At 71.7% G+C, this 25,914-nt stretch carries 22 protein-coding genes; 16 read left to right on the top strand and 6 right to left on the bottom strand.

Annotated elements, in window-relative coordinates; genetic code table 11:
- The first annotated feature begins 64 nt into the window (after positions 1-64).
- Entirely contained in the window at positions 65-2,665 is a 2,601-nt protein-coding gene (locus ACIBTX_RS08590; protein ID WP_396832258.1) for a LuxR C-terminal-related transcriptional regulator, read from the top strand.
- 47 nt (positions 2,666-2,712) lie between these two features.
- On the opposite strand, the gene ACIBTX_RS08585 is transcribed toward ACIBTX_RS08590, so the two are convergent.
- From ACIBTX_RS08585 to ACIBTX_RS08575, 3 genes are read right to left on the bottom strand one after another with little or no spacing between them, the layout of a single operon-like run.
- Entirely contained in the window at positions 2,713-3,318 is a 606-nt protein-coding gene (locus tag ACIBTX_RS08585) for a hypothetical protein (RefSeq protein ID WP_396832257.1), read from the bottom strand.
- A gap of 4 nt (positions 3,319-3,322) precedes the next feature.
- A complete protein-coding gene (locus tag ACIBTX_RS08580; RefSeq protein WP_355050456.1) occupies positions 3,323-3,931 on the bottom strand; it encodes a hypothetical protein in 609 nt (202 codons plus the stop codon).
- Positions 3,928-5,271 (bottom strand): hypothetical protein, encoded by a 1,344-nt coding sequence (locus tag ACIBTX_RS08575; RefSeq protein ID WP_357120447.1) that lies wholly within the window; start codon positions 5,269-5,271, stop codon positions 3,928-3,930. Before ACIBTX_RS08575 ends, ACIBTX_RS08580 begins: the two co-directional genes overlap by 4 nt.
- A gap of 100 nt (positions 5,272-5,371) precedes the next feature.
- Between ACIBTX_RS08575 and ACIBTX_RS08570 the strand changes: the two genes are divergently transcribed.
- Positions 5,372-5,902: an adenylate kinase gene (locus ACIBTX_RS08570; protein WP_396832256.1), complete on the top strand. Its 531-nt coding sequence runs from the start codon at positions 5,372-5,374 to the stop codon at positions 5,900-5,902.
- A gap of 6 nt (positions 5,903-5,908) precedes the next feature.
- On the opposite strand, the gene ACIBTX_RS08565 is transcribed toward ACIBTX_RS08570, so the two are convergent.
- On the bottom strand, positions 5,909-6,598 hold the full coding sequence (locus tag ACIBTX_RS08565; RefSeq protein ID WP_363661522.1) for a class I SAM-dependent methyltransferase: 690 nt from the start codon (positions 6,596-6,598) through the stop codon (positions 5,909-5,911).
- Between the two features lie 85 nt (positions 6,599-6,683).
- On the opposite strand from ACIBTX_RS08565, the gene ACIBTX_RS08560 reads away from it, so the two are divergent.
- The gene (locus ACIBTX_RS08560) at positions 6,684-7,430 is read left to right on the top strand and encodes an SDR family oxidoreductase (RefSeq protein ID WP_396832255.1); all 747 of its coding nucleotides are present in this window, start codon (positions 6,684-6,686) and stop codon (positions 7,428-7,430) included.
- An 8-nt stretch (positions 7,431-7,438) separates the two neighbouring features.
- Here ACIBTX_RS08560 and ACIBTX_RS08555 read toward each other — a convergent pair whose 3' ends face one another.
- Complete coding sequence (locus ACIBTX_RS08555; RefSeq protein ID WP_357120435.1) at positions 7,439-9,634, bottom strand: hypothetical protein; 2,196 nt, start codon at positions 9,632-9,634, stop codon at positions 7,439-7,441.
- A 162-nt stretch (positions 9,635-9,796) separates the two neighbouring features.
- Entirely contained in the window at positions 9,797-10,723 is a 927-nt protein-coding gene (locus tag ACIBTX_RS08550; protein ID WP_357120432.1) for an AraC family transcriptional regulator, read from the bottom strand.
- Positions 10,724-10,806: 83 nt separating this feature from the next.
- Between ACIBTX_RS08550 and ACIBTX_RS08545 the strand changes: the two genes are divergently transcribed.
- The 13 genes from ACIBTX_RS08545 to araA all read left to right on the top strand — a co-directional run bounded on the left by ACIBTX_RS08545 (position 10,807) and on the right by araA (position 25,710).
- Complete coding sequence (locus tag ACIBTX_RS08545; RefSeq protein ID WP_357120429.1) at positions 10,807-11,775, top strand: SDR family NAD(P)-dependent oxidoreductase; 969 nt, start codon at positions 10,807-10,809, stop codon at positions 11,773-11,775.
- Between the two features lie 95 nt (positions 11,776-11,870).
- Positions 11,871-13,082: an FUSC family protein gene (locus tag ACIBTX_RS08540; RefSeq protein ID WP_357120426.1), complete on the top strand. Its 1,212-nt coding sequence runs from the start codon at positions 11,871-11,873 to the stop codon at positions 13,080-13,082.
- A gap of 66 nt (positions 13,083-13,148) precedes the next feature.
- Positions 13,149-13,676 carry a hypothetical protein gene (locus ACIBTX_RS08535; protein ID WP_357120423.1) on the top strand — a complete coding sequence of 176 codons (528 nt, stop codon included), beginning with the start codon at positions 13,149-13,151 and terminating at the stop codon, positions 13,674-13,676.
- Between the two features lie 61 nt (positions 13,677-13,737).
- Positions 13,738-14,580: a DUF4097 family beta strand repeat-containing protein gene (locus ACIBTX_RS08530; RefSeq protein WP_357120420.1), complete on the top strand. Its 843-nt coding sequence runs from the start codon at positions 13,738-13,740 to the stop codon at positions 14,578-14,580.
- Between the two features lie 32 nt (positions 14,581-14,612).
- Entirely contained in the window at positions 14,613-15,581 is a 969-nt protein-coding gene (locus tag ACIBTX_RS08525) for an ATP-binding cassette domain-containing protein (RefSeq protein WP_357171502.1), read from the top strand.
- Positions 15,578-16,366 (top strand): ABC transporter permease, encoded by a 789-nt coding sequence (locus ACIBTX_RS08520; protein ID WP_357120414.1) that lies wholly within the window; start codon positions 15,578-15,580, stop codon positions 16,364-16,366. Before ACIBTX_RS08525 ends, ACIBTX_RS08520 begins: the two co-directional genes overlap by 4 nt.
- 544 nt (positions 16,367-16,910) lie before the next feature.
- Positions 16,911-18,593, top strand: a complete 1,683-nt coding sequence (araB, locus tag ACIBTX_RS08515) for a ribulokinase (RefSeq protein WP_363661219.1) — start codon at positions 16,911-16,913, stop codon at positions 18,591-18,593.
- Positions 18,590-19,282, top strand: a complete 693-nt coding sequence (locus tag ACIBTX_RS08510) for an L-ribulose-5-phosphate 4-epimerase (RefSeq protein ID WP_357120408.1) — start codon at positions 18,590-18,592, stop codon at positions 19,280-19,282. Before araB ends, ACIBTX_RS08510 begins: the two co-directional genes overlap by 4 nt.
- Before the next feature lie 120 nt (positions 19,283-19,402).
- Positions 19,403-20,395, top strand: coding sequence for an ABC transporter substrate-binding protein (locus tag ACIBTX_RS08505; RefSeq protein ID WP_357120405.1), 993 nt, complete (start codon positions 19,403-19,405; stop codon positions 20,393-20,395).
- A 188-nt stretch (positions 20,396-20,583) separates the two neighbouring features.
- Positions 20,584-22,125 carry a sugar ABC transporter ATP-binding protein gene (locus tag ACIBTX_RS08500; protein ID WP_355050441.1) on the top strand — a complete coding sequence of 514 codons (1,542 nt, stop codon included), beginning with the start codon at positions 20,584-20,586 and terminating at the stop codon, positions 22,123-22,125.
- On the top strand, positions 22,122-23,192 hold the full coding sequence (locus ACIBTX_RS08495) for an ABC transporter permease (RefSeq protein ID WP_357120401.1): 1,071 nt from the start codon (positions 22,122-22,124) through the stop codon (positions 23,190-23,192). Before ACIBTX_RS08500 ends, ACIBTX_RS08495 begins: the two co-directional genes overlap by 4 nt.
- A complete protein-coding gene (gene yjfF / locus ACIBTX_RS08490) occupies positions 23,189-24,181 on the top strand; it encodes a galactofuranose ABC transporter, permease protein YjfF (RefSeq protein WP_357120398.1) in 993 nt (330 codons plus the stop codon). The genes ACIBTX_RS08495 and yjfF overlap by 4 nt, the downstream gene beginning before the upstream one ends.
- A 26-nt stretch (positions 24,182-24,207) precedes the next feature.
- Positions 24,208-25,710, top strand: coding sequence for an L-arabinose isomerase (gene araA, locus ACIBTX_RS08485; protein WP_357171503.1), 1,503 nt, complete (start codon positions 24,208-24,210; stop codon positions 25,708-25,710).
- The last annotated feature ends 204 nt before the right edge of the window (positions 25,711-25,914 follow it).

Below are 25,914 nucleotides of genomic sequence, written 5' to 3'. Positions count from 1 at the left end.
CGCTGTCCGTCATCTGTCGGATGGGTGATGGCCCGGGACGCGGCTCGCCCGTCATCATCCGGGAATGCTGACAGGGCGTGACGGCACGCTCGCCGAGGCCCGCGCCGCGCTGGTGCGGGCCGATGGCGCCGTCCTGATCGGTCCGGCGGGGGTGGGTCGCACGGCCCTCGCTCGCGCGGTGGTCGCCGACCTGCCGCCGCGACTGTTCGCCACGGTGTGGATCACCGCCACCGAGGCGAGCAAGGAGGTGCCCTTCGGCGCGCTCGGTCGACTCCTCGCGGGCGGTCACCCCGCCCTGCACCCGGCCCTGGTGCACAGCACCGTGCTGACCAGCCTCGTCGAGCGGTGCGGCCCGGCCCGCACGCCCGTCCTGGTCGTCGACGACGCCCACCTGCTCGACGGGCCGTCCGCCGGTGTGCTGCTCGGCCTCGTGCAGGCCCGAGCGGTCCGGGCCCTGCTCACCGTCCGGTCGGGGGTCCCGGTGCCCGACGCCGTCGTCGCGCTGTGGAAGGACGTCGGACTGTCCCGACTGGTGGTGCCCGCCCTGACCGAGGCCGAGGTCGGCGCGCTGGCGGCGGAGCGGTTGGCAGGTCCGGTCAGCCGCTCCACCACCCACCTGCTGTGGCAGTGGACCGGCGGACTGCCACATCTGGCGGTGGCGTTGCTCGACCACGGGCAGGAGGTCGGTTCGCTGGCCCGCGACAGCGACCAGTGGCGCTGGCGCGCCGGCCTGGCGGTGCCCGCACAGCTGGCGGACCTGCTCGACCGGGAGCTGGACCAGGTCGGCCGCCCCGGTGAGGAGGCGCTGGCCGCGATGGCGCTCGGCGGGCCGCTGCCGCTGCCCGTCGCGGAGGCCGCCGCGTCGGCGGAGCTGCTCGCCGACCTCGAACAGCTCGGTATGCTCCGCAGCGAGCAGCGCGGCGACGAGGTCCTGGTGCGGTTGCGCGATCCGATGCTCGGCGCGGCGGTACGCCGACGCATGTCACCCGCCCGGCGTCGCCGCATCGCCGCCACGCTGCTGACCGGCGCACGGCAGGCCACGCCGCGCGGCTCGCACGCGGTGGCCCGCGCGCTCTGGGCGGTGCACGCCGGGCAACCGGTTGACCCGCCGGAACTGGTGCGGTCTGCCGGCCTGTGCCTGTACGCCGACCCGGAGGCCTCGGAACAGTTGGCCCGGCGAGCGTGGCAGGAGGGTGGTGGGGCGTCGGCGGCGGTCGCGCTCAGCGCCGCCCTCGCCGAGCAGGGCCGCGCCGTCGAGGCGTACGAGACGCTGCGGACCGCCGCCCGGGACGCCGACGCGGCCGGTGACCCGACCGCCCGGGTGACGGTGGGGGTGGCCCTGGCCGCGCACCGCCTCTGGGTCGGGCGGGAGCCCCGACAGGCGTACGACGACCTGCGACGACTGCGCGCGGAAGCCGATGCGGCCGGTGACTCTGCCGGCCGGGCGGAGTTGGCCGCGCTCGGCGTGCTGGTCCAGCTGTTCAGCGGCGAGTCGGCGGGGGCGCTGGCGAGCGCCCGTCAGCTCCTGGGCGAGTCACTCCCGCGCGGCGCGCGGCTTCGGGTCATGTTGGCGTCGGTCGTGGCGCTGGTGCTGGCCGGCCGCACGGAAGAGGCGGTACGGGTGGGCCGCACGGTGGTCGAGGCGGTCGAGCGGTCCGGCTCGTCGGCCATGCCGCAGATCCGTGGCATGGCCGGGGCGGCGCTGGCACTGGCCGAGCTGTGGCGTCAGCCCACCCCGACCGGTCCGGTCACCGACCCGGCCACCGGTCGGTGGCCGCTGCCCCCGGACCCGCTCGTCTCCGGTCTGTCCCCCACCGCCTGGCCCCTCTTCGACGGGTACGCCCAGCGGGTCAGCGGGGATCGAGCGGGCGCCATCAGCCGGCTCCGGGACGCCGTCGCCCAACAGGCCGGCGGCAACGGCATGTTCCGCGCCGAGGCAACCGGCTGGCTGGCCGTCACGCTGGCCGAGGACGGCCGCCCGGACGAGGCGGAGTCGGTGCTACGGGAGCACCCCGTCGACGCGGTCGCGCTGGTCCCGGGGCTGCGCCCGTGGGCGCTGGCGGCGGTCGCCGCGGCGACCGGTCGGCGCGCTCGGGCGGGCGAGCTGATGGACGAGGCGATCGTGGTCGCGCACGCCTCCGGGAGTTGGTTGGTGGAACTGGGCTATCTCATCTACGCCGCGCACCTGGATCCGGTCGCCGGTCCGGCCCGTTACGCGGACCGCATCGCCGAGGCTCTCGTCCACGTGGACGCCGAGCGGCTCGTGGCCGCCGGCCGGGCGGTGATCGCGCTGGCCGGACGCGATCCCACCGTGATCCTGGAGCACGCGCACCGCCTGGTGGACATGAACATGACCGGCGAGGCGCTGAAGGTGGCCGGCGAGGTCGGCCGGCGGGCCGGGGTCACCGACACCGTCCGGCTCGCCGTCGACCTGCGTGCCCGGCTGCGATCGGCGGTGCGGGACGACCCCGCGAGGGTGGCGGGGCTGACCGCGCGCGAGCGGCAGGTCGCCGGGCTCGCCGCCCGGGGCCTGTCCGACCGGGAGATCGCCGAGGAGTTGGTGCTGTCGGTGCGTACCGTGCAGACACATCTGGGACGGGCCTACCGCAAGCTGGCGGTGACCTCCCGGCGGGACCTGTCGGACGCCTTACGGCCGGCGGGCTGAGGCCACCGGCGGTGGCCGGGGCGCGACGTGCGCCCCGGCCACCGCCCCTAGGAGTTCTTTGTGTAGCAGGTGACCCGGCCGTTGGAGTCCTCACGGCAGTCCGCGCCCTTGGCGCCGAGGACGTTGATGCTGCAGACCAGGAACGTGAAGCCCAATCCGGTCAGGATGCCGATGCCGACCTTCTTGGCGACCTCGGCGAAGTTGGCCGTGACGTCGAGCCGGAAGCTGACCGGCGCGTACCGGATCTGCTCCCACAACTCGGCGATGCGCGGGTCCTGGCCGGTGATGCTGAAGTCGTCGCTGCTGTGATCGTCGGTCACCCGGCCGGTGGCGACGGCCACGAACACCTGCTTGTGCCGGTCCACGACGTTCGGGCCGGCGGCGAAACTCCAGCTGTGGCTGAGGAAGCCGTTCTCGTGTACGTGCCCCTGGAACCAGTAGTGGCCGTCGCTGGCCATCCGCAGCCAGGCCGTGCCCTTCACGCTCGACGGCAGCAGGCTGCCGGAGAACGTCTCGGTCCACTCCTGTTCCAGCCGGTCCATCGCCACCCTTGTCGACCCGGCCGGATGCCCGACCTGCGCGCCCACCTGACGCAGCGTCAGCGGCGCACGGATGTCGAGGTACCGGCCGGCGGCGGTACGGACGCTGGCCATGACCTCACTCCCTCGACTTCCAGAAGTGGGTGGTCCCGTTCTCGTCCTTGTACGCGTGGACCTTGCCCGGCTGGCCGAAGAACGCGACCCACCCGGCGACCACCGCGCCGAAGATCACCACCGGAATCCACTTCAGGATGTTGCCGATCAGCTCTGCCACATTCATCGACACGCTCAGCCGGAAGTTCACGCTGGCCGTGCTGAGCTGATCCCAGTACTGCGCGATCCGCGGGTCCTGCCCGTGCTCGGCGAAGTCGTCGCTGCTGTGGTTGTCGGACACCTTGCCGCTCGCGGAGAAGACGAAGGCGTTGCCGTCATCGTCCACGAAGCCCGGCGTGGCGACCAGCGACCAGTTGTGCGTGACGGCGCCGTTCTCGTGCACGTGCCCGTCGAACATGTAGCCGCCGTCGCTGAACAGCCGCAGCCACGCCGAACCCTTGACGCTGGAGGGCAGCAGGCTCCCGGAGAACCACTCGCTCGACGTCTGTTCGAGCTGTACGAGCAGCCGGCGGGTGGAGCCGGTGGGGTGGCCGAGTTCCGTGCCGACCTCCCGCACCGTCAGAGGCGCCTCGAACCGTAGGTACTTCCCGGCCTTCTGACGCAGGCTGTTCATGACGTGGTCACCATGATCGGCACCAGTGCCCGACCGGTCGGCAGCGGCCCGAGCGCCTTGCCCAGGATCGCCCCGACCGCCTTGAGCGGGTCGGCCACCCGCATGGCGTGTCCCCGGGTGGGGGAGGTGGTCAGCAGGTCGCCGGGGCGCACCGCGCCGTGCGCCGCGTCGACCAGGCAGTAGACCTTGCCGGCCAGGGCCAGCGGGCGACGCTGCTCGCTGTCCGGTCGCCGGTCCAGCACCATCGCCGGCGCGAAGCTGCCGGCGCCGGAGACCACGCCGGCCACCGCCGTGTCGTACGGCTTGTCGGCCAGTTCCAACGCGCCGGTCTCGCCGATCACGAGCACCGCCCCCGGGATCGCCGACGGCAGGTGACCGGCCGCGACGTCGAACTCCTCGGCCAGGTCGGCGTTGCTGAGCGAGATGTCGCCGTGCACCCCGTCGATGACCACCGTGTACGCCCGGGTGTCCGGGTTGGCGAAGGACATCGAACTCTGGTCACCGCTGATCGCGACCGTGTAGGTGCGCGTCTTGCTGTGGCAGAACTTGATGTGGTTGTTGGCGCCGTCGAGGTCGACCTCGTTCGCCGCGACGACCTTGGAGTTGACCGCGTTGGTCGCGGACACGTTGGTCGCCGTGACACTGGGGCTGTTCACGTTGTTGGCGGCCCACACGTCGCCCGTGGTGCCGTTGAGCAGCAGCCGGTACTGCCGGGTGTCCGGGTGGGCGAAGGACATCGAGCTGTGCTCGCCGTCGATGCCGATGGTGTACGTGCGGGTCTTGCTGTGACAGAACTTCACGTGGTTGCCCGGCCCGTCCAGGTCGACCTGGTTGGCGCTCAGGCTCCGGCTGTTGACGTTGTTGGCGGCCCACAGGTTGCCGTTCTGCCCGTCCAGAACTGTCGTGTAGGCGCGCTTGTCGTTCGCCAGGCTGATGGTGCTGGTGCCGCCGTTCATCCCGATCGTGTACGCGCGGGTCGTGAAGTTGGTGAGGACGAGAGCGTTGTCGGCGCCGTCGAGCACGACGGCCCGGGCGGCGACGGTGTCGGCGGTGATGGTCGTCGGCGGTGTCGCCGTCGGCGTGGCCGGTGCCGCCTGGGCGTCACCCTTGGCCGGCGGCGTCGCCGTGGCGGGCGGACCGTCGGCGCGCTGCGCCTGCTCGGCCTCGCGGGCCGGCGCGGGGGCCCGGACCGGCGGCGGGGCCGGTGGGGCGACGTCCGCCCGGGCCGGAGCCTCGTCCGGGGTGGTTCGTTGCGGCGGTGTGGTCGGTGCGGTGGTGGGCCGGGCGATCGCCTCGGCGCTGTCCGGGTTGCTGGCCTTCGCGGCCTCGTTGCTGGTCATGTGTCCATTGCAGCCGCGAGTCGGGTGGTTGGACGTCCGCAGCCGCTACGTAGATTTGCCCACCCGACTACGTAGTCGTCGGCCGGCGTACGCTGCCGCGATGGCCGCACCGCGTCGCATCCTGGTCTACGGGGTGTACGGCGCGGGCAAGTCCACTCTGGCCGCCCGGTTGGCGCAGCGCCTCGACGTGCCGTGGTATCCGGTGGACGACCTGCTGTGGCTGCCGGGCTGGGTCGAGGTGCCGGTCGCCCAGCAGCGCAGCCGGATCGAGGAGATCTGCCGCCGGGACGCCTGGATCCTCGACGGCGCGTACCACGGGTGGCGGGACGTACCGCTGGCGCGCGCCGACCTGGTGGTGGCCCTGGACTACCCGCGGTGGCGTTCGTTCGGGCGTCTGCTGCGTCGTACGCTGCGCCGCCTGGGCACGGGCGAGGTGATCTGCAACGGCAACCGCGAATCAGTCGGCAGCGTGCTGTCCCGGGACTCGATCCTGCTCTGGCACGTCGCCGCGTTCGGGCGCGCACGGCGGCGGATGCGCGCCTGGCAGGCCGATCCGGCCCGCCCGCCGGTTCTCCTGTTCACGCACCCCGCGGCCCTGGACGACTGGCTGTCGAGCCTGCCGCCCCGGTGAGCGCGCTCAGGCCGCCCGCTTGTCGACCCGGGTCGCCCGGCCCACGACGCACGGCGAGGAGGGGCTGGAGCTGCCGGTCGGGAACCGGAAGCGTCGCAGCTCCTCGACGGCGAACCCCGCCGCCGCGATGGCGGCCGTGGTGTCGCGGCCGGTGTGGCAGCCGGCGAACAGCTTCGGCCACAGCGTGGCGTCGGACAGCCGCTGGACCCGGCGCAGGCGGCTGGTTTCCTCGGCCGCGACGTGCTCGAAGAAGCGCAGCTGCCCGCCGGGGCGCAGCACGCGGTGGATCTCAGCGAGCGCTGCCGCCTGGTCGGGCACGGTGCACAGCACCAGCGCGACCACTGCCGCGTCGAACTCGCCGTCGGCGGCGGGAAGCGCCTCGGCCAGGCCGTCGACGACCGTGACCGGCACCGGTGCGCCCGCGGCCGCGCGGACGGCGGCGGCACGCAGGCGACGTTCCGGTTCGACCGCGACGACCTCGGTCACGGCGCGGGGGTAGTGGGGGAACATGCGTCCGTTGCCGGCGCCGACCTCGATCACCCGGCCACTCAGGCCAGCGGCCAGGTCACGGCGGAATTCGGCGGTGCCGGCACGGTCCATGGCGACGCTGAGTCGCTCGTAGACCCGCGCGAACACCGGATGGGACACAGCGGCCACGTCGACCTCCAGGATTCGCGGGGCGGCGACCACAATCATGGGTCGCGATGTCAACCGCGCCGGTCCGGCGCGCTCCGTAGGCTGGGTTCGTCAGGCGATTCGGCACACCGGAAGTGGTCCGATCATGAAGATCGTCGTCATCGGCGGGAGCGGTCTCATCGGCTTTAAGGTCGTCCAGAACCTCGGCGGGCAGGGCCACGAGGCGGTGGCGGCATCCCCGAAGACCGGTGTGAACACCCTGACCGGCGAGGGGGTGGCCGAGGCGCTCGACGGCGCCGCTGTCGTCGTCGACACGTCGAACTCCCCGTCGTTCGAGGACACCGCCGTCCGGGAGTTCTTCGAGACGTCGACCCGGAATCTCCTCGCCGCCGCCACCGCCGGGGTGCGGCACTACGTCGTGCTCTCGATCGTGGGTTCCGACCGGCTCCCGGAGAGCGGGTACATGCGGGCGAAGGTCGCACAGGAGAAACTCGTCGCCGCGTCCGGTCTGCCGTACACGCTGGTCCACGCGACCCAGTTCTTCGAGTTCCTCCCGGGCATCGTCGACGCCGCCACGGACGGCGACACGGCGCGGCTGGCGCCGGTGCTCATCCAACCCATGGCGGCGGACGACGTCGCGTCCGAGGTGACCGCTGTCGCGCTCGACGCGCCGACGAACGGCGTCGTCGAGATCGCCGGCCCGGAACAGTTCCGTCTCGACGAGCTGGGACGGTCCGTCCTCGCCACCCGGCACGACTCCCGTTCGGTCGTGTCCGACCCCGGGGCGCGTTACTTCGGCGCCACGCTGACCGAGCGCTCGCTCGTTCCGGACGACGGCGCCCGCATCGCCGCCACCCGCCTCGACGGGTGGCGTGCCCGAGCGGCGGGGTAGCCACCGCCTCACTCCGGTGGCGTGCGCCGCAGGCGGTGCGCCAACTCCCGCACCGCCGCCGCGAACCGCTCGTCGGACTCGGCCGGCCAGTGCCCGAGGATCGGCGGCGGAACGCTGTCGCCGGGCGGGGTCACCACATCGCTGGGGTCGACCTCCCGGCGGTCCACCGCGGCGGCCGGGTCACCGGCGGACGCCTCGGGTCCCCGGTCGGGAAAGACGCGCCCGCCGATCGGGTCGGTGTCCCGCCAGAGGTTGACCCACCGCCAGCCCACCCGGTTGCCGATCTCGTGCAGCACCGCGTCGTCGAGGTAGGCGGGGAAGAGTCGCGCGTAGAGCCGGCGCAGCGGTGACCCGTGCGTGAGCAGCGCGACCCGGCCGCCGATCCGGGATGGCAACTGGAGCACCGCGGCGGCGAGCAGGACCGAGCCGTGGCTGTGCCCGGAGAGCAGCACGCGGTCCCCGCGCTCCACCAGGTAGGTGATCCGCCGCGTCAGCTCCGGCACGGCCCGTTCGGCGTAGCAGGGCGGCGCGAACGGGTGGGCGGCCCGGGGCCAGAAGGTGCCGAGGTCCCAGATGACACCGATGTGCCGCCGGAAGCTGGTGGTGCGGTAGGCGAAGATACCGGCGAGCACCAGGCCGAGAAGGCCCACCGCCTTCACCCAACTGGTGAACGCGATGCTGAAGGTGACCGCGCCCGCCGGCAACCGGGTGTACCGCTCGACGACGTCGCCCGGAAACACGCCCAACAGGCCGAGGGTGGTGCTGGCGGAGCCGACCCCGGCGAGACAACCGAAGATCACGCCCAGCAGCACCAGACGTTCGGTGAAGCTGGCCCGGGCCACCGCGTCGCGTACCTGTCGCAGCCGCGGGCGGGCCTCCGTCGGCGCGTCCGGGTAGTCGCGTGTGACGATCGCCGCCGCACGGCGGCGACGTCCGGAGCGGGAGACCGTGACGACCAGCACGGCGACGAGCGCCGTGACCAGCGCGGTGCGGAGAAAACCGAAGATCGCCCAGGTGTACGCCCGGGGCGGACCCGACGCGATGCCCTCCCCGGTCGGCAGGTCGCGGTCGAGGTAGTCCGCCACCCGGTAGACCAGCTCGGCGGAGTACCCCACCGCCGTGCTGATCCCCGCGGCCGCGATGACCAGCGCTCCCAGCCCGAACAGGGGGCTGCCCCTGCGCCGCCAGAGCAGGAACACGCCGAGGGCGGCCAGCAGGATCGTCTGGGTGGCGAACAGCCAGACCAGCGTCCTGTCGTAGCCGGGCAGTGCGGCGTCCTCGCGCCAGCCGGCCGGGCTGGTCGCCACGTGGGCGGCGACCACGACGGCCAGGACCATCGCGGTCGTGCGCAGGGCGGTGGTGATCGTGTCGAGCCGCCGGTCGGTGGGGGACCGGTCGATCAGCGCCGGCGTGCAGAGCAGCGCCACGCAGGCCGCCAGGACCACGCCGGTGACCACCGCCAACGCGATCGTGGCGACCGAGACGCCGCGCGCGGCGCGAGCGGTGAGCAGGACGAGACTCAACGTCCCGAACGCCGCGGCGACGTGTACGGATCGCAGCCGCCCCACCAGGGGTTCCGCGTCCCACGTGCCGACCGTGCTGAGCCGATGCCCGGCGACCTCCTCGTCGGGCGCGCGGAACGCCTCGAACGACCGTCCGGGCCGGTTGCTGAGCCGCCACACCAGGCCGATCGCGGCGGCCGGGACCAGCGCGAACACCGCCAGTCGTCGCCCGACGGGCTGACCGCTGAACCAGGACAACCAGCTGCGGCCGGCCAGGCAGCGGGGCGAGTTCAGGCAGTGCCAGGCGAGCAGGTCGAGGGCGACGCCGGCGATGGCGAGCACGTACAGCACGGTGAGGGTGAGTGCCAGCACCCGGCAGAGGGACTTGACCACGCTCTCCGAGCGGGGGTTCGCCGGCCGCATCCAGATCGCCACGTTGACCAGCAGGAACGGCAGTAGCAGCACCAGCGCCAGGGTGCGGGCGACGGTTCCGGAGGGTAGGTCGCCCCAGCGGTACGCCTCCAGCGTCACACCGCGCGCCTCGGGGGTCGCCCAGCTCGGCCGGACCCGGACGAAGCCGCCCATCTGGTCGCCCGCGACCTGCACCGTCCGCGCCAGGCCCAGCACCTGCTCGGTGCTCGCGCCGGAGACGCCGTGCACCCGCAGCTCCACGATGTCGGAGGCGGTGTCGGGGCCGCTCATCCGCGCTGATCCATCCGCCACCGCCCCCCGAGACACCCCGACCGCCCGGTGCCGGCGATCGGCCCGTGGGTGGCCCGCCACCGGCGTGGCGGACCGGGGTCTACCCGGCCGGGACGCGCCCAATCGCCCGGGGTCGCCCCCGGTCGGCGCTTGCCACGTCACCTACCCGCCCGGAACGCTCCCGGCCACCTTGTGGCGGTAGGCGCGTGGTGAGACGCCGGTGACCCGTTTGAAGGCCACGCTGAGGGCGCTCTCCGAGCCGTATCCGACGGCTCGGGCGATGGCCGCGACGGAGTCGGAGCCGTGCCGGATGCGGTCCGCCGCGAGTTCGATCCGCCATCCGGTGAGGTATTCCAGCGGACCGACGCCGACGACCTTCCGGAAGCGGGCGGCGAGCGTCGAGCGGGAGACGGCGGCGCTGCGGGCGATGGCATCCACCGTCCACTGCTGCGCGGGCCGGGCGTGCATCGCCCGCAGAGCGGGGGCGACCACCGGGTCGGCGAGCCCGGCCAGCCAACCGGAGGTGTGCTGCGGGTCGCGGGCGAGGTGCACCCGCAGGACCTGGATCAGCAGGACGAGCGCCAGGTGTTCCGCGACGAGCCGCGACCCGAGCTGAGGCCGCCGCAGCTCGATGTCGATCTGGTCGAGGGCCCACCGGATGGTGGCGGCCTCGGGAGCGTCGGCCGGCACGTGGATGACCGGCGGAAGGCCGTCCAGCAGGAGGCTGCGACCCCTGTCGCCTAGGGAGAACGCGCCGCCGATGAGGAACATGTCGGCACCCTCGCCGACGTGTGCCACGCCGTCGCCGGCGGCGGCGAAGATCGGGTACGCCGGCTGGGTCGGTACGTCGGGATCGCTGAAGAGCGTGTACGACACCGGCCGGGTCAACAGGTAGCAGTCGCCCTCGGTGAGGGCGATCGGTTCGGCCTCGCCCTCGATGAGCAGGTGGCAGCTGCCGCGTCGGATGGCGTTGAACTTGGCGCCGGCCGGCGGGTCGAACCGGACCGCCCAGCGCCCACCCGCGACGAGACCGGCGGACAGGTGCGCGGTGGCACCGAGCAGTGCCAGCACGTCTTCGAGTGGGTCCATCCGCACCGTCCTGGACGCTCGCGAAAGTATGAAGGACTTATGACTATAGGCAGTCCAGGGTGAGCTTGCATAGCGTGGTGGACATGACAGCGCACGCACGCCTCACCACCGGATTCACCGCCCGCACCACCGCCGCCGAGATCCTCGACGGCGTGGACCTGACCGGGCGTCGGATGATCGTCACCGGCGGCGCCTCGGGCATCGGTGTCGAGACGGTTCGCGCACTGGCCGGCGCCGGCGCGCAGGTCACGGTAGCGGTCCGTGACCCGGATCGGGCCGCGGGGATCGTCGAGGAGTTCGCCGGCGACGCCGCGCGGGGAAGCGTCCGGTCGGCCGCGCTCGACCTCGCCGATCTGTCATCGGTCGACGCGTTCGTCGCGGCCTGGGACGGCCCGCTCGACGCGCTGGTCGCCAACGCCGGCATCATGGCGCTGCCGACCCGTCAGCTCTCGGCCCAGGGCTGGGAGCTCCAGCTCGCGACCAACTACCTGGGGCACTTCGCGCTGGCCGTCGGAGTGCGCGACAACCTGCGGGCGGCGGGCGCGGCGCGGGTCGTGCTGGTCAGCTCCGGAGCACACCTGAGCGCCCCGTTCGACGCAGCGGATCCCCACTTCGAGCGGCGGCCGTACGACCGGTGGACGGCGTACGGGCAGTCGAAGACGGCGGACGTCCTGCTGGCGGTGGGCATCACCCGGCGGTGGGCGGCGGACGGGATCACCGCCAACGCCCTCAACCCCGGCTACATCCACACCAATCTCCAGCGCCACCTCGACGACGACACGATGCGCGCGCTCGGCGGGATGGACGAGGCGGGCAACCTCGTGGTGCCGGACTACTACAAGACGCCCGCCCAGGGTGCGTCGACCACGGTCCTGCTCGCGGCGTCGCCCCTGCTTGAGGGCATCGGGGGCCGGTACTTCGTCGACAACCAGGAGATGGAGGTGGTTCCCGGTGGCCCAGATGCCTCGGACGGCGTCGCGGACCACGCGGTCGACCCGGTGGCCGCGGACGCGCTCTGGGCGTACGCCGAGAAGGCGCTCGCCGAGCGCTGAGCGGGACCGCCGTCCGACGCCGGGCGCGGCGCGGGCCCGCGTGGCCGCGCCCGGCGTTCAGGATTGATCGGGGTGGGGCGGGGTAGCCGCCCGCCATGGTCGCTGCCGGTCGTCCCGGTGTGGACGGGGACGCGTCGGCGCGCGCCGACGGGGCAGCGCCGCCCGGCCCGGCGTCGACCGCCGCGCGGCTGCGGGGCCAGCTGTCGGGCACGCTGCGGGATCGAGCGCGGCGGGTTCGGGGTATCGGGGGGCTGGCCCTGCAGGCCGGCGTGGCCGCGGCGCTGTCCTGGCTGGTGGTGCGCGACGTGCTGCACGTCTCGCAGCCGGTGTTCGCGCCGATCTCCGCGGTCTCCACCCTCGCGGCGTCGGTCGGGCAACGCCTGCGCCGCACCGTCGAGCTGATCATCGGTGTCACCGTCGGGGTGCTGGTCGGTGACCTGCTGCTCGGGGTGATGGGCACCGGGTGGTGGCAGCTCGCTCTGATCGTCGTGTTGGCGATCGTCGTCGCGCTGTTCCTCGTCGGCAGCGCGGCCGTGGTGATCCAGGCGGGCGCTACGGCCGTGCTCATCGCCACGCTGAGTCCAGCCGTGCGCGACCTGGAGATCCCCCGCTTCGTGGATGCTCTCGTCGGGGGCGCCGTGGCGCTGCTGGTCACCGCCGTCCTGCTGCCGTTGAGCCCGTTGCGGGTGCTCAACCGGGCCGCGCGACCGGCGCTGGACCTGCTCAGCGCCCAACTCGACGCCACCGCCGGCGCGTTGGCCGACCGGGACATCGACCGCGCGCTGACCGCCCGGGCGAGGTTGCGGCAGAACAAGGACGAGCTGGGTGCGCTCGTCGAGGCGACGCAGGGTGCCCGGGAGGCCAGCACCCTCTCACCCGTGCACTGGCATCAGCGGCAGGGGCCGGTGGCCCGGTACGCGCGCACGGCGGAGCCGATCGACCGGGCCATGCGCAATGCGGGAACGCTGATCCGTAGGGCGGTGACCCTGCTCGAGGACGGTGAGCCCGTCCCGGAACCCCTGCCCACGGCGGTCGCCGGCCTGGCCGAGGCGGTACGCCTGCTCCAGCGGCAGTTCGCCGCCGGCAAGGAGCCCGTTCAGGCGCGCGAGCGGGCGCTCCGGGCGGTCTGCGCCGCTGGCGACGCCTACCGGGAAGGCGTCGGTTTCTCCGGGAACGTCGTGGTGGCGCAGGTTCGGACGACCGCCAGCGACCTGCTGGTGGCCACCGGTCTGAGCCAGGAGGCCGCGAACCGGGTGGTCCGCCGCGCGTTCGCAACCGCTGACACACCCGCTGAGCAGCGCCGATGACTACGGTGGCAGCAATCTGAGCCACAGGTGTTGCATGCTGAGCCAAAGTGGTGCCATGATGGTGCCATGGACTTGAGGCCGTACGTCGAGAACCTGCGTAACGAGTTCGCCGTGGCAGCCGAGGGCGTGGATCCGGAGAGTCGGGCGCTGGCCGAACGGCTCTTCACCCAGCTCGAAGCGGCCACCCACCTCACGCTGCTCGAGGCGCTGTCCGACGCGGCCGACGAGATCACCCGCGATCTCGCCCCCGGGTCGGTGCACGTCCGGCTGCGCGGACGCGAGCCCGACTTCGTGGTGGCGCCCGCCGCCGCGCCCACGGACGGGCCGGGCGAGCCCGCCGCGCCAGCTCCGGCCCCGGCGCCTCTGCTGCCACCCGAGGGCGACGAGGGCGGCACGTCCCGGATCAACCTCCGCCTTCCCGACCACCTCAAGGCCAGCGTCGACGAGGCCGCGAGTCGCGCCGGGCTCTCCGTCAACGCGTGGCTGGTGCGCGCCGTCGCCGGCGCGGTCGGGGCCGGTGGCCCCGACCGTCAGCCGCCGCGCCGGCCGGAGCCCCCGAGGTCCGGCCAGCACGTCACCGGCTGGGCGCGCTGAGCAGCCGCACACCCACCCCGTAGCTCTTTCCGCCTCCGCCAACACCTCCCGGGAGACCACCATGCCTGTTTTCGACACGCCAGAACCGATCTCCGTCCAGGTCGAGCTGCCCATCGGGGACGCCTGGATCGCCGCGACCGACCGCACCGACACCGTGGTACGGGTACGGCCCCGCGACCCGTCGAGCAAGGCCGACGTGAACGCGGCCGAGCAGACCTCCGTCGACTTCGCCGCCGGGCAGCTGCGGATCAGGGTGCCGAAGAGCTGGCGCCGGTACGGCTTCGGCTCCGGCCCGTCGGTCGACGTCCTGATCGAGGTGCCGAGCGGCACGCGGCTGCACGCCGAGGCGGCCTGGGCGGCCTTCCGCGGCGAGGGTCGGCTCGGTGAGTGCCGGATCAAGACCGGAAGCGCGATCCGGCTGGAGGAGACCGGGCAGTTGGAGATCGACAGCAGCCACGGCGAGGTCGTGGTGGAGCGTGTTACCGGTTCGGCCCGGGTGAAGGCGTCGTCCGGCAAGGTGCGCCTCGGCGCGGTAGACGGCACCGCCGAAATCAAGAACTCCTCCGGCGACTGCTGGATCGGGCGCAGCGGAGGCGACGTCCGCATCAACACCGCGTACGGCGACATCACCGTCGACGCGTCGACCGCCTCGGTGGCGGCGCGCACCGCGTACGGCAACGTGCGGCTGGGTGAGGTCGTGCGCGGGTCGATCGAGTCACAGACCTCCTACGGCGCGATCGAGGTGGGCGTCCGGCGCGGCACCGCCGCCTGGCTCGACGTCAGCTCCCGACACGGCCGCGTCCACAACGCCCTCGACGCCGCCGACAGCCCGGCCGAGACCGACGAGACGGTCGAGATCCGCGCCAACACCTCCTACGGCGACATCACCATCCGCCGCGCCTGACGCGCCCCGGCCCGACCACAGATGAGGAAACCATGACCGGCAGCAGCAGACCCGCGATCGTCACCACCGAGCTGCGCAAGTCCTACGGCGACAAGGTCGTGCTCGACGGCATCGACCTGATGATCACCGAGGGAACGATCTTCGCGCTGCTCGGCCCCAACGGCGCCGGCAAGACCACCACCGTGCAGATCCTCTCCACCCTCCTTTCGGCCGACGGCGGCCACGCCCGCGTCCTCGGCCACGACGTGACCCGCGACGCCGACGCGGTACGCGAGCTGATCGGCGTCACCGGCCAGTTCTCCGCGGTGGACAGCCTGCTCACCGGCCGGGAGAACCTGCACCTCATGGCCGATCTGTGTCACCTGGACCGCGCGGCGGGTCGCCGCCGGATCGCCGACCTGCTCGACCAGTTCGACCTGACCGGAGCGGCGGACAAGCCGGCCGCGACGTACTCCGGCGGCACGCGCCGTCGACTCGACCTCGCGATGACACTCGTCGGCGATCCGCGCGTCATCTTCCTCGACGAGCCGACGACCGGGCTCGACCCGCGCAGCCGCCGCGCCATGTGGCACATCATCAAGGCGCTGGCCGCCGAGGGCGTCACCATCCTGTTGACGACCCAGTACCTGGAGGAGGCCGACCAACTCGCCGACCGCGTCGCCTTCCTCGACCACGGTCGGCTGATCGCCGAGGGTGCCCCGCACGAGCTCAAGCGGCTCATCCCGGGCGGTCACGTGGTCCTGCGCTTCGCCGACCAGGGCCAACTCGACTCGGCGGCCCGTACGTTCGCGACGGCCACCCGGGACGACGCCGCGCTGACCCTCGAGGTGCCGAGCGACGGCGGGGTGGGTTCGCTGCGGTCCCTCCTCGACGACCTAGACCGGGGCTCCATCACCGTCGCCGGTCTCGCCGTGCACACCCCGGATCTCGACGACGTCTTCCTCGCCCTCACCGGCCAACCCGACGCCCCCTCCAGCCGTGAAAGGGCCACTGCGCGATGAGCACCCTGACCTTCGCCCTGCGCGACTCCTCGACCATGCTGCGGCGCAACCTCCTGCACATGCGCCGCTACCCGTCGCTGACCCTCATGCTCATCGGCATCCCGGTCATCCTTCTGCTGCTCTTCGTGTACGTCTTCGGCGGCACGCTCGGCGCCGGCCTCGGACCGACCGGCGGCCGGGCCGAGTACGCCAACTACGTCACCCCCGGCATCCTGCTCATCACGGTGGCCAGCGCGGCGCAGGGCACCGCGATCTCGGTCGCCATGGACATGGCCGAGGGCATCATCGCCCGGTTCCGTACCATGGCGATCTTCCGACCGTCGGTTCTCACCGGCCACGTCGTGGGCAGCGTGTTCCAGACGATGGTCAGCCTGGCGGCCGTCACCGGCGCGGCGCTGCTCGTCGGGTTCCGCCCCACCGCCGATGCCGTCGAGTGGTTCGCCGCGATCGGCGTGCTGACCATGGTCACCGTCGCCGTCACCTGGCTGTCGGTCGCCCTGGGCCTGGTCACCAGGAGCGTCGAGACGGCCAGCAACCTGCCCATGCCGCTGGTGCTGTTGCCGTTCCTCGGCAGCGGGTTCGTCCCCACCGACTCGATGCCGACGCCGGTCCGCCTGTTCGCCGACTACCAGCCCTTCACCCCGGTCATGGAGACGCTCCGCGGCCTGCTGCTCGGCAGTGGAATCGGTGTCAACGGGCTCCTCGCGGTCGCCTGGTGCGCCGTCATCACGGTCGGCTGCTTCTGCTGGGCCAAGGCGCTCTACAACCGTCCGCGCACGGCCTGACCCAACGTCCTCCGACGACCGACGACCGACGACCCGGCCCGGATGGGGGCCGGGTCGTCGGTGTGTCACCGGGCGGTCCCTGCGTCAGCCGGGGGCCCGGCCCGCCCGTCCGGCGGGGCCCGGAAAGCCCCGACACGGCCGGCCCGGAGCCGATCACTCCGGCGACGAGTCGACCCCGCGATCATGCATCGAATGTTATCGATAACACGCCGCGCCGGCCAGCGACCCGCCGTGGCGGTCGGGTGCTGGAGCGCCGGGTCAGGGGTCCGGACGCGGCGGCGGCGCGTTCGACGGGTCTGATCATGCCTGGGTGGCGACGCCGTCGATGTTATCGCTGCCATCCGCGCCGGCCGTCGATCGTCATCGCCATCTGACGGGGTCGCGACCGCCCGCTGCCCCGGATCGAGCGCCTTGCGCCGGTCCGGTATTGACGCGCCCGAGTCGGTACGGCCTCCGCGTTCCGTTACGGAGCTGTTGCAGGTAGATGTCTTGACGAGGCTGGATGTGAGCGTTAACACTATCCCCGTTAACGGTGGAGGTGAACATGGAGCGTGTGGGCGGAGCTGCCGAAAGCTACGTCGTGGGTGTCGATTTCGGCACCCTCTCCGGGCGGGCCCTGGTGGTCCGGGTTTCTGATGGTGCCGAGCTCGGGACCGCGGTGCACGAGTACGGCGACGGGGTCATCAGCGAGACGCTGCCCGGAGGTCGGTCGCTGCCCCCGGACTGGGCGTTGCAGAATCCGGACGACTACCGCGACGTGCTGCGCCACGCCGTTCCGGCCGCGGTCGCCGCGGCGGGGGTGGACCCGGCGGCGGTAGTGGGCATCGGCATCGACTTCACCGCCTGCACCGTGCTGCCGACCGACGCCCACGGCACCCCGCTGTGCGAGGTTCCCGAGCTGCGCGACCGGCCGCACTCCTGGGTCAAGCTGTGGAAGCACCACGCCGCGCAGCCGCACGCCGACCGGATCAACGCGCTGGCCCATGAGCGGTCGGAGCCGTGGATCGGCCGGTACGGCGGAAAGATCTCCGCCGAGTGGCAGTACGCCAAGGGTCTGCAGCTCCTGGAGGAGGACCCGGAGATCTACCACCGGGCCGAGCGGTTCATCGAGGCCGCCGACTGGATCGTCTGGCAGCTCAGCGGCACCGAGACCCGGAACGTCTGCACGGCCGGCTACAAGGGCATCCTGCAGGACGGGCAGTACCCGTCCGAGAGCTTCCTGACCGCGCTCAACCCTGACTTCGGCGACTTCGTGGCCAAGCTCGACGGTCCGCTGCTGCCGCTCGGCGCGCGGGCCGGCACGCTCAGCGCCCGCGCCTCCGCCTGGACCGGCCTCCCGGAGGGGATCGCCGTGGCGGTCGGCAACGTCGACGCGCACGTCACCGCGGCCTCTGCCCAGGCCGTTCAGCCCGGTCGGCTGGTCGCCATCATGGGCACGTCCACCTGCCACGTGGTCAACGGCGAGCACCCGGCCGAGGTCGCCGGGATGTGCGGCGTGGTCGACGGCGGCATCAGCCCCGGCGCGTGGGGCTACGAGGCCGGCCAGAGCGGTGTCGGCGACATCTTCGGCTGGTTCGTCAAGCACGGCGCACCGGCCGGGTTCGACTCGCACGAACGTCTCACCGAGCTGGCCGCCAGCCAGCCGGTCGGCGCGCACGGCCTGATCGCGCTGGACTGGTGGAACGGCAACCGCTCGCTGCTGGTCAACCACGACCTGAGCGGGATGATCGTCGGGATGACCCTGGCCACCCGCCCGCAGGACATCTACCGCGCGCTGCTGGAAGCCACGGCGTTCGGCACCAGGATGATCATCGACGCGTTCGTCGAGGCCGGGGTGCCCGTCAACGACCTGGTGATCGCCGGCGGCCTCACCAACAACAAGCTCCTGATGCAGATCTACGCCGACGTGACCAAGCGCCCGCTGAACATCATCGCGTCCGCGCAGGGGCCGGCGCTCGGCTCGGCGATCCACGCCGCCGTCGCCGCCGGGGCGTACCCGTCGATCCACGAGGCGTCCCAGGCGATGGGGCGGGTGCACGAGGCCGTCTACACGCCGGACCCGGAGCGGGCCCGTGCCTACGACGGCCTGTACGCCGAGTACCGGGCGCTGCACGACCACTTCGGTCGCGGCGGCAACGACGTCATGCTCCGCCTCCGGGCGATCCGCAACGCGGCGGTAGAGGCCGCCGTGCCCACCCACGAGGCCACGCTGGAGGTCGTCGCATGAACGCAGAGGTGAGCCGGCAGATCGGTGAACTGCGCGAGACCGTTGCCCGCCTGCACAGCGAGCTGACCCGGTACAACCTGGTCGCCTGGACGTCCGGCAACGTCTCGGCGCGGGTGCCCGGCCAGGACCTCATGGTCATCAAGCCGAGCGGCGTGGGCTACGACGACCTCACGGCCGAGACGATGGTGGTCTGCGACCTCGACGGCGTCCTCGTCGAGGGTGACCTGGCGCCGTCCAGCGACACGGCCGCCCACGCCTACGTCTACCGCGCCATGCCCGAGGTCGGCGGCGTGGTGCACACGCACAGCTCGTACGCCAGCGCCTGGGCGGCCTGTGGCGAGGCGATCCCCTGCCACCTCACCGCCCAGGCCGACGAGTTCGGCGGGGAGATCCCGCTGGGCCCGTTCGCGCTGATCGGCGGCGACGACATCGGCAAGGGCATCGTCGCCACGCTCTCCGGGCACCGTTCACCCGCCGTGCTCATGCGCAACCACGGTGTCTTCACCATCGGCCGCAACGCCCGCGCGGCGGTCAAGGCCGCGGTCATGTGCGAGGACGTGGCCCGTACCTCGTACCTGGCGCGCACCCTCGGGCAGCCCGTGCCGATCGCGCAGGCCGACATCGACGCCCTCTACCACCGTTACCAGAACGTCTACGGCCAACAACCAGTCGCACCGGCGAGCTCCTGACCGTCTCCACACGGCCCGCCGGTCTGCTCCACCGACGCACCAGCACGCACCACCCGCGTACGCCACCTCTGCTCGTCGGCGGCTGACGCGGTCCCCACCACACCCAGCCAAGGAGATCTGATGAGAAAGATGCGAACGCAGCGCGCTATCGCGGTCCTCGCCAGTGTGCTGCTCATCGGCGGCGTGGCGGCCTGCGGCAACAGCGACACCGGCGGCGGCGGGTCCAAGGACGATGGCAAGATCACGATGGGCTTCTCCCAGGTCGGCGCCGAGAGCGGGTGGCGTACGGCGAACACCACCTCGATCAAGGAGTCGGCGGCCGCGGCGGGCATCGAGCTGAAGTTCGACGACGCGCAGCAGAAGCAGGAGAACCAGATCAAGGCCATCCGCAACTACATCCAGCAGAAGGTGGACGTCATCGCCTTCTCGCCGGTGGTGGAGTCCGGTTGGGACACCGTGCTCAAGGAGGCCAAGGACGCCGGCATCCCGGTCATCCTGACCGACCGCTCGGTCGACTCGGCCGACAAGAGCCTCTACAAGACCTTCCTCGGCTCGGACTTCGTCAAGGAGGGCAAGCTCGCGGGCGAGTGGCTGGTCGAGCAGAAGAAGGGCGCCACGGGCCCGGTCAACATCGTCGAGCTGCAGGGCAACACGGGTGCCGCTCCGGCGAACGACCGCAAGAAGGGCTTCGGCGAGGCGATCGCCGCCAACCCGAACCTGAAGATCATCGCCTCGCAGCCGGGTGACTTCACCCGGGCGGGTGGCAAGCAGGTCATGGAGCAGTTCCTCAAGGCCAACCCGAAGATCGACGTGCTGTTCGCGCACAACGACGACATGGGTCTGGGTGCTCTCGAGGCGATCACCGCGGCCGGCAAGGTGCCGGGCAAGGACATCACCATCATCACGGTCGACGCCGTCAAGGACGGTATGCAGGCTCTCGCCGACGGGAAGTTCAACTTCATCGCGGAGTGCAGCCCGCTGCTCGGCCCTCAGCTGATGGACCTCGCCAAGAAGGTCAAGGCGGGCGAGACGGTGCCGGCTCGGATCGAGACCGAGGAGACCACCTTCACGCAGGAGCAGGCCAAGGAGGCTCTGCCCACCCGCAAGTACTGATCGACGAGGAGGGGTCGCCACGCTCGCGTGGCGGCCCCGCCGCGTCGCCCCGTAAACCACGAACGGACCGGGCATGACCCGCGACGACCCGCGCCACGCCCGCCCGAGCCCAGGTGAAGGGCCGGGCGGGCGCGGTGGGAGCGCAACGGCCCATCCGCGTCGACAACCCCCAGAAGAGGTCTGATGGGATGACGGATAGCCGTCCGGTCCTGACGATGACCGGGATCAGCAAGTCCTTCCCCGGGGTGCGTGCACTCCACGACGTCAACTTCCGGCTCTTCCCCGGCGAGGTGCACGCCCTGATGGGCGAGAACGGCGCCGGGAAGTCGACCCTCATCAAGGTGCTGACCGGCGTCTACGACACGGACGACGGCACGATCACCCTCGGCGGCGAGCCGGTGTCCTTCAGCGGGCCGATGCAGGCGACGGCCGCCGGGGTGAGCACCGTCTACCAGGAGGTCAATCTCTGCACCAACCTCTCGGTGGCGGAGAACATCTTCATCGGACGTGAGCCGAGGCTGTTCGGCGCCGTCCGCTGGGGCGAGGTCCGCCGCCGCGCCCGCGCGCTCCTGAGCCGTCTCGACCTCGACCTCGACGTCAGCGCGCCGCTGGGCTCGTACTCCCTCGCGATCCAGCAGATGGTCGCGATCGCCCGCGCGATCGACATCCAGGCCCGGGTGCTGATCCTGGACGAGCCGACGTCCAGTCTCGACGCGGGTGAGGTCGCGCAGTTGTTCCGCATCATGCGGCAGCTCCGCGACGAGGGCATCGCGATCCTGTTCGTGACGCACTTCCTCGACCAGGTCTACGAGATCGCCGACCGCATCACGGTGCTGCGCAACGGCGGTCTCGTCGGCGAGTACCTGACCGCCGAGCTGCCCCAACTCGGCCTCGTCGAGAAGATGATCGGCAAGGAGCTCGACGTCCTCGAGGGGATCGAGGAGCACTCTCGGCGCGACCTGGCCGCGATCGAGGAGGGCACCCCCCTGGTGGCGGTGTCGAAGCTGGGCCGGGCGGGCGCGGTCGAGCCGTTCAGTCTGACCATCCACCCCGGTGAGGTGGTGGGCCTCGCCGGCCTGCTGGGCTCGGGGCGTACCGAGGTGGCGCGGTTGTTCTTCGGCGCCGACCGGGCCGACGGTGGGCAGGTCGCGATCGACGGCACGTCGAGCAGTTTGCGTACCCCCGCGCAGGCGATCGACCAGGGCGTCGGCTTCTGCTCGGAGAACCGTCGGGCCGAGGGCATCGTCCCCGACCTGTCGGTCCGCGAGAACATGATCCTCGCCATGCAGGCCGCCCGGGGTTGGCTGCGCCCGATCCCGCGCCGCCGCCAGGACGAACTGGTCGACAAGTACGTCAAGGCGCTCAACATCCGTCCGGCGGACCCGGAGGTGCCGGTCCGCAACCTCTCCGGCGGCAACCAGCAGAAGGTGCTCCTCGCCCGCTGGCTGATCACCGAGCCACGGCTGCTGATCCTGGACGAGCCGACCCGCGGTATCGACATCGGCGCGAAGACCGAGATCCAGCGGCTCGTGGCGCAACTGTCCGACGGTGGGATGGCGGTGCTGTTCATCTCGGCCGAGTTGGAGGAGGTGCTGCGCCTCAGCCACAAGGTGGCGGTCATGCGGGACCGGCAGATGGTCGCGCAGCTCGCCAACAACGAGGACCTCGACGCGGAGCGCATCATGCAGACGATCGCGAGTGGATCCCACCGGGAGGAGGCGGACCGATGAACGACACGAAGGGCCGCTATCGGACGATGATCGGTCACCGGCTGTTCTGGCCCGTCGCCGTGCTGGTGGTCATGCTCGCCGCGAACACGATCTACCGGCCCGGGTTCCTGTCCATCGAGCTCAAGGACGGGCACCTGTACGGCACGCCGATCGACATCCTCCGGCTGAGCGCCCCGCTGATCCTCGTGGCGCTGGGCATGACGCTGGTCATCTCGACCGGCGGCATCGACCTGTCGGTCGGCTCTATCTGCGCGATCAGCGGCGCGGTCGCCTGCATGTACATCAGCAAGCAGACCGACCAGAGCAGCCTCGCCGTGGTGCTGACCGCCCTCGCGATGGCGTTCGGTATCTCGCTGGTGCTGGGCGCCTGGAACGGGGTGCTGGTGGCCGTGATCGGCATCCAACCGATCATCGCCACGCTGATCCTGATGGTGGCCGGTCGCGGCCTCGCCCAGCTGATCACCCAGGGCCAGATCATCACCATCAACTCGGGGCCGTTCCGGGCCATCGGGCTGGGTCACCTGCTGACCCTGCCGCTGGCCATCTTCATCGCGCTGGCCGCCGCACTGCTCGTCGCCGCGTTCACCCGTCGCACCGCGCTCGGCATGATCGTCGAGTCGGTGGGCGGCAACGCCGAGGCGAGCCGACTGGCGGGCATCCGGTCCAACCGGGTCATCTTCCTCGTGTACGTGCTCAGCGCCGCCTGCGCCGCCGTCGCCGGTTTCATGATGACGGCCAACGTGTCCAGCGCCGACGGCAACGCCGTCGGCCTCTGGGTGGAGCTGGACGCCATCCTGGCGGTCGTCATCGGCGGCACGTCCCTCGCCGGCGGCCGGTTCTACCTCAGCGGCACCATCCTCGGGGCGCTGATCATCCAGACCCTGACCACCACGGTGTACGCCATGAACATCTCGCCGCAGACGTCGCTGCTGTTCAAGGCGGTGGTCGTCATCGCTGTGTGCCTCATCCAGGCGCCGGCCTTCCGGGCCCGGTTCAGCCGGCGACGGAAGAGCACCCCGCCGCCGCGCCCCGTCGCCGACAAGCCGAAGGAGCAGGTGCCGGCATGACCACCGGATCGCTCACCGCCCCCCGCCGCACCCGGTTCCGGCTGCCCCGGCGGCAGGTGCCGGTGCTGGCCACGCTCGCCCTGCTGCTGGTGATGTACGGCATCGGCGTGTCCCAGTACACGGCGTTCTCGAACGTCCAGGTCATCTTCAACGTCTTCATCGACAACGGCTTCCTGCTCGTCGTCGCGGTGGGGATGACCTTCGTGATCCTCACCGGCGGCATCGACCTGTCGGTCGGGTCCGTCGTCGCCATGACGGCGATGGTGTCGGCGGCGCTGTTGGAGAAGGGCCTGCCGGCGGCGCTCGTACTCGTGATCGCGCTGCTCATCGGGCCGACGCTCGGCCTGTTGATGGGCTGTGTCATCCACTTCTTCGACATCCAGCCGTTCATCGTGACGCTCGCCGGGATGTTCTTCGCCCGGGGCATGTGCACGTTCATCTCGGACTCGTCGATCCCGATCACCGACGGTTTCTGGACCAGGATGTCGCAGGAGCGGATCGGCGATCCCCGGGGCAACTTCGTCTCGATCAGCGTGCTGATCGCCTTCGCCGTGGTGCTCGTCGCCGCGTACGTGCTGGCGTACACCCGGTTGGGACGGAACGTTCACGCGATCGGCGGCAACCCGCAGTCGGCGCTGCTGATGGGCCTGCCGCTGGGGCGTACCCGGATCGCCGTCTACACGATCAGCGGGCTCTGCTCCGCGATCGGCGGAATCCTGCTGTCGTTCTACACCCTCTCCGGGGCGCCGCTGATCGCCGTCGGCATGGAGCTGGACGTCATCGCCGCCGTCGTCATCGGTGGCACGGTGCTCACCGGCGGCTCGGGTTACATTTTCGGCACCGTGCTCGGCGTGCTGGTCCTGGGTGTGATCCAGACCCTCATCACGTTCGACGGCAGCCTCAACTCCTGGTGGACCAAGATCGTGATCGGCGGCCTGCTCTTCGCGTTCATCCTCCTGCAGCGACTCATCGGAATCCGTTACAAGTGACCGCCCCTCTCGCGGAAGGCAACCCCATGGCACCACACCCCGAACCCGAGATCTGGTTCCTCACCGGCAGCCAAGGCATGTACGGCGAGGAGACGCTCCGGCAGGTCGCCGAGCAGTCCCGCCAGATCGCGGCCACGCTCGACGACTCGCCGCAGATTCCCGCCCGGGTGGTCTGGAAGCCCGTCCTGACCAACAGCGGCGAGATCCTGCGGGTCTGCCGGGAGGCCGCCGCCCAGGGCGCGATCGGGGTCATCGCCTGGATGCACACGTTCTCGCCGGCGAAGATGTGGATCGCCGGGCTGGACGCGTTGCAGACGCCGCTGCTGCACCTGCACACCCAGGCGAACGTCCTGCTGCCGTGGGACGACATCGACATGGACTTCATGAACCTGAACCAGGCCGCGCACGGCGACCGTGAGTTCGGGTACATCCAGACCCGCCTCGGTGTGGCCCGCAAGACGGTCGCCGGGCACGTCAGCGACCCGCGGGTGACCGCCCGGGTCGGCGCCTGGGCCCGTGCGGCGACCGGCTGGTCGGCGATGCGGTCGCTGCGCCTGGCCCGCTTCGGCGACAACATGCGCGACGTCGCGGTCACCGAGGGCGACAAGGTCGAGGCGGAGCTGCGCTTCGGGGTGTCGGTCAACACCTACGGCGTGAACGACCTGGTCGAGGTGGTCGGCGAGGTCGCCGACGCCGACGTGGACGAGCTGGTCAAGGAGTACGGCGACACCTACCGCGTGGGCGCCGAGCTGCTTCCCGGCGGTGAGCGGCACGACTCGCTGCGGTACGCCGCCCGCCTCGAGTTGGGTATGCGTGCCTTCCTGGAGGCCGGTGGGTTCCGGGCGTTCACCACGAACTTCGAGGACCTCGGCGGCCTGCGTCAGCTCCCCGGCATCGCCGTCCAGCGGCTGATGGCGGACGGCTACGGCTTCGGCGGCGAGGGCGACTGGAAGACCTCCGTCCTGGTGCACACCATCAAGGCGATGTCCGTGGGGGTCTCGGGCGGCACGTCGTTCATGGAGGACTACACCTACGACCTGACCCCGGGCCAGGAGGTGGTGCTCGGCGCGCACATGCTCGAGGTCTGTCCGACCATCGCGTCCGACGTGCCCAACGTCGAGATCCACCCGCTGAGCATCGGCGGCCGGGAGGACCCGGTGCGGCTCGTGTTCGACGCCGCCCCCGGCCCAGCGGTGGTGCTCGGGTTGGCCGACATGGGGGAGCGGTTCCGGCTGGTGGCGAACGAGATCGACGTCGTGCCGCCGCCCCAGCCGCTGCGCCGGCTGCCGGTGGCGCGCGCCGTCTGGCGACCGCGGCCGGACCTGCCGGTCTCCGCCGAGTCCTGGATCACTGCCGGCGCCCCGCACCACACGGTGCTCTCGCAGGCGGTGGGCGCCGAGGAGCTGCACGATCTGGCCGAGATGAGCCGGACCGAGCTGGTCGTGATCGACGCCGAGACCACGACGCGCCGCTTCGCCGACGAGATCCGCTGGAACCAGGCCTACTACCGGCTGGCGCGCGGCTTCTGACCTGCGCCGAAACCTCTGCTGAACCGGGTGGTCCACCCCTGCCTGCGGGCCGGGGTGGACCACCCGTTCGGGTTTGCGTCCGGGCTCTGCCGCGTGCATTAGCAGGCCGGCGGGCCGGTTGTGTTACGCCTTGACTAAGAGCATGTTATCGCTCACAGTCTATAGCCAAGGTGGTCGATGTCGTTGCCTGGTCCGGCCGTGCGC

Source organism: Micromonospora sp. NPDC049359, assembly GCF_044466585.1.
Lineage (GTDB): Bacteria > Actinomycetota > Actinomycetes > Mycobacteriales > Micromonosporaceae > Micromonospora.
The sequence above is the reverse complement of the archived record's forward strand: the minus strand, read 5'-3'. Positions and strand labels throughout refer to the sequence as shown.